The 3,119-nt window shown below is 44.9% G+C and carries 4 protein-coding genes; all 4 read right to left on the bottom strand.

Going from position 1 to position 3,119, the window contains the following annotated elements; translation table 11 throughout:
- On the bottom strand, window positions 1-298 hold a 298-nt coding region (locus tag QZZ35_RS10435), incomplete at its 3' end, for a DUF7768 domain-containing protein (RefSeq protein WP_291237345.1).
- Between the two features lie 9 nt (window positions 299-307).
- Window positions 308-715 (bottom strand): hypothetical protein, encoded by a 408-nt coding sequence (locus tag QZZ35_RS10430; RefSeq protein ID WP_291237344.1) that lies wholly within the window; start codon window positions 713-715, stop codon window positions 308-310.
- A gap of 20 nt (window positions 716-735) precedes the next feature.
- Window positions 736-1,593, bottom strand: a complete 858-nt coding sequence (locus tag QZZ35_RS10425) for a DUF6017 domain-containing protein (protein WP_291237343.1) — start codon at window positions 1,591-1,593, stop codon at window positions 736-738.
- A gap of 239 nt (window positions 1,594-1,832) precedes the next feature.
- Window positions 1,833-2,918, bottom strand: coding sequence for a DUF5688 family protein (locus QZZ35_RS10420; RefSeq protein ID WP_291237342.1), 1,086 nt, complete (start codon window positions 2,916-2,918; stop codon window positions 1,833-1,835).
- Window positions 2,919-3,119: the final 201 nt, after the last annotated feature.

Below are 3,119 nucleotides of genomic sequence, written 5' to 3'. Positions count from 1 at the left end.
ATGATGCCACGTGAAAGCGATTTGCAATCGCAATATCCGTAAGCACCGTTTCATTAACGGCAGCTCCACAAACCACAAGAATTCTGGAACGTCTCAGCATATCCTCTGACATATCCAGATAATCCTTATATTCATCCGCATTGCTTACGTCAATTACCTCCGGCAATGACAATAGCGGACAGATCGGTGTGTAGCCTGCTTCATACAGTTTCCTGCAATATCTCTTTGCAGATCTTTTGGCTTTGGTTCGGTCCGCACTCCATGCAGATGTAACATAAGCCCATGGTTTGTTATTCATAAAATCCTCCTATCCCAGCCTGTAGCTCTGGATCCGGTACTGCCCGAGTGCAAGCGTACAGATTCTGCTTCTAAGTTCAGCCATGACTGCACTGATATCACTCTCGTCAAGCCCCTTTAATCCATAATCCGATTTCATCACAAGATACCCGGCAGGCACATATGCCTCTCCGTCAATGAGCAGCTTCTTTCTTGCATCATAGACAAGAATGTAATCCGTCTTCCCTATCATCTCGGAAGCACTGTTCTTTCCAAAGCCGTCCAGAATTGCCATTGCATCTTCCATCCCGATGAAATTCACCTGCTGCGATGCATCCACATAGATTGCCGACTGCTCCGGTGCCAGAATACTGACAATCTCTTCCAGATTTGCCGCTATCTTCTCCAAGCGACCCAAAATAAATTCTGTATCATTCAATTTAACCAATCCCTCCTGGTCTATATTTTTCCTGTGGCCATATCGTGATTAACTTCCGCACGATAATAACCATCCATGGTAGCCGGCGCGTTATACAATGCAGCCAGCAGATACTGCTTAATACTGCGGACTTTCGTGGTATTCTCCCGGACGCAGTCCATCACATACTGAATATGTCCCATGTCCAGTTTCATGAATCTTCCTTTTACCACATTTGCCGGCTTGTCATCTCCGGCTATCCGGATCATCTTTCTCCTGGAACACAATATGTCCAGCATAAGCTCCAAAATGCCATCAATCATATCCGAATCATAAGGATACCTGCTCTTTAGGACTGATATTTCCAGCTGTTCCCTAAGGTATGCTTCATATCCCATCCGCTCCTCATCCCCGGATAGGATAGGATAAGTATCACTATATTCAGTATTATTGTTATTAGTATTATTAGGCTGTAGATTATACAGGTCCTGACCTGTAACTTTTACAGTACCAGACCTGTAATCTTTACAGGCCTTGACCTGTAAATTCTGCTGGTCTAAGAAGTTCTTCACATAGATCAGTGCCGGCTTTCCCAGTCCCTGCTTAATGCGCTCTATCAGCCCAAACTCTTCCAGCTCTGAAAGATACTTGATTGCTGATTTTTCGGAACAGTTCATGGCTTCCCGGATGGAAGTCAGGGTGAAAATGATATATACCCGTCCCTCCTCATCAATCCAGCCATTATCCCTGGAAAGCGATACACGGTCCAGTAGCAACCCGTACAATACCTTCCCTTCCGTAGATATTCCCTGAAACCTTGCATCTGTAAAAAGAACCTTCGGAATCCGGTAAAAAGCAAACTGCTGGGTCTGATCTTCATAAAAGTAATCAAATCCCATGCCTATCCCTTTCTTTTGCCTCGCATCTCTTCCATCAGCTTTTTGTAGCACGGAAAACAAAATGCTTTGTCATACCCATAAGGACATTCCTCTTTACAGTTTTGCGGATGGCTGACCGGTGGCTTAACCCCTGTTCTGTTTTTCTCAATATATGCTCCTGACATTGTATTACCTTGCCTTTCCATCAAAAAAGTGCCAGACCTATGGCAATCGCCATAAGCTGACACTTTATGATTGTTTTAGAGGGCTTCCCCGCCCTTAGCTTTTGCTGCCTTTTCTGCCGCATCCTTTACGGGAGGCTTTGCAGCTACTTCCTTCTGCTTATCCTTCAGATCCTTTAGCACAGACCCGTGCTCCTCGGATTTCTCATCAATCTGAACCTCGGCTTTTTCCTGCTGTCTTGCTTCAAACTTTTCCGCAAGCTCAAAGATATGCTCCTTGGAATCATAATGGTACACATTGTCAGTAAGCTTTTCCTCAGGACTTACCTGGGTAGCATTGACTTCCCTTACCATATCTCTCAGATCATCTGCCGCCTTGTCTCCGTTATCAGGTACCAACAGAATTTCATGGATCGATGAGGGAAGAATATAGAAGTCTCCGCCAAGCTTCTCAGCTGCCTGGTCCATAAAATCCTGATAGGCAAGTACCCCGGCACCGGAGTTCTTATCCGGCACCGATGCAACATACATCATTTCCTCCTGCTCCTCAGGAAGACCAAACATCTCAAATGCCTCCGGTCCCATCATTTCTCTCATGACTTCGCTCATACCCTGGATAACCGCCGGTCTGATCTCCGGTGCGTTTTCTAACGCATCCGCTTTCAGCTGCTCATGGGTAACTCCCATGTGATTGATCATGTCATTGGTTACCAGAATGGATGCTCTGCCGGTATCATTGCTCTCAAGCACAAAACGATATACAACCGCCATGTCCTCCATGCTTTCATGAGGAATCTTTGTAAGCAGCTCTGCATTTGTTTCCGCAGAAATCACTTCAATGGAGAGCTTTTCCTTCATTGCTTCATAATTGGTAAGCTCGGATGTATCAACGGAAGGGACATTCTCAAGTCCCTGCATGATAGCGTGTGTTGATTCCGCAAGAACACCAGCATAATCTCCGGTGTGCTCATATTCAGCAAAGGCACTCTCAATATTGAAGTTGACTCCAACATTGCTTCCTTCCTGACGCACGGTCAAGGACTCATAGTGCTGATTTGCTTTTTCAACATTGTGAAAACTCATCTCAACATTCTCAACGCCTCTCTCGTAAAGCCTCTGCTTCAGATCCTCTGTCATTTCCTGTTTGAATGTTTCGTAATCCATTTTTTCCTCTCTTCCTTATTCCAATATTGTCTTTCAGATCGTCATCTGATTTTCGGACATGAAAAAAGCGCCATACCCACCATCCTTCGATGATGAGCTGACGCTTCATTTTAAGTCCGTATTCTTTTGCAAAAGAGAAACAAATGAGCTGACGCATCTGCGTTTCATGTCTCATTTGTCTATGATAATATTATCACAGGC

The organism is Frisingicoccus sp. (assembly GCA_016298055.1).
In the GTDB taxonomy this organism is placed as follows: Bacteria; Bacillota; Clostridia; order Lachnospirales; family Lachnospiraceae; genus Frisingicoccus.
The sequence above is the reverse complement of the archived record's forward strand: the minus strand, read 5'-3'. Positions and strand labels throughout refer to the sequence as shown.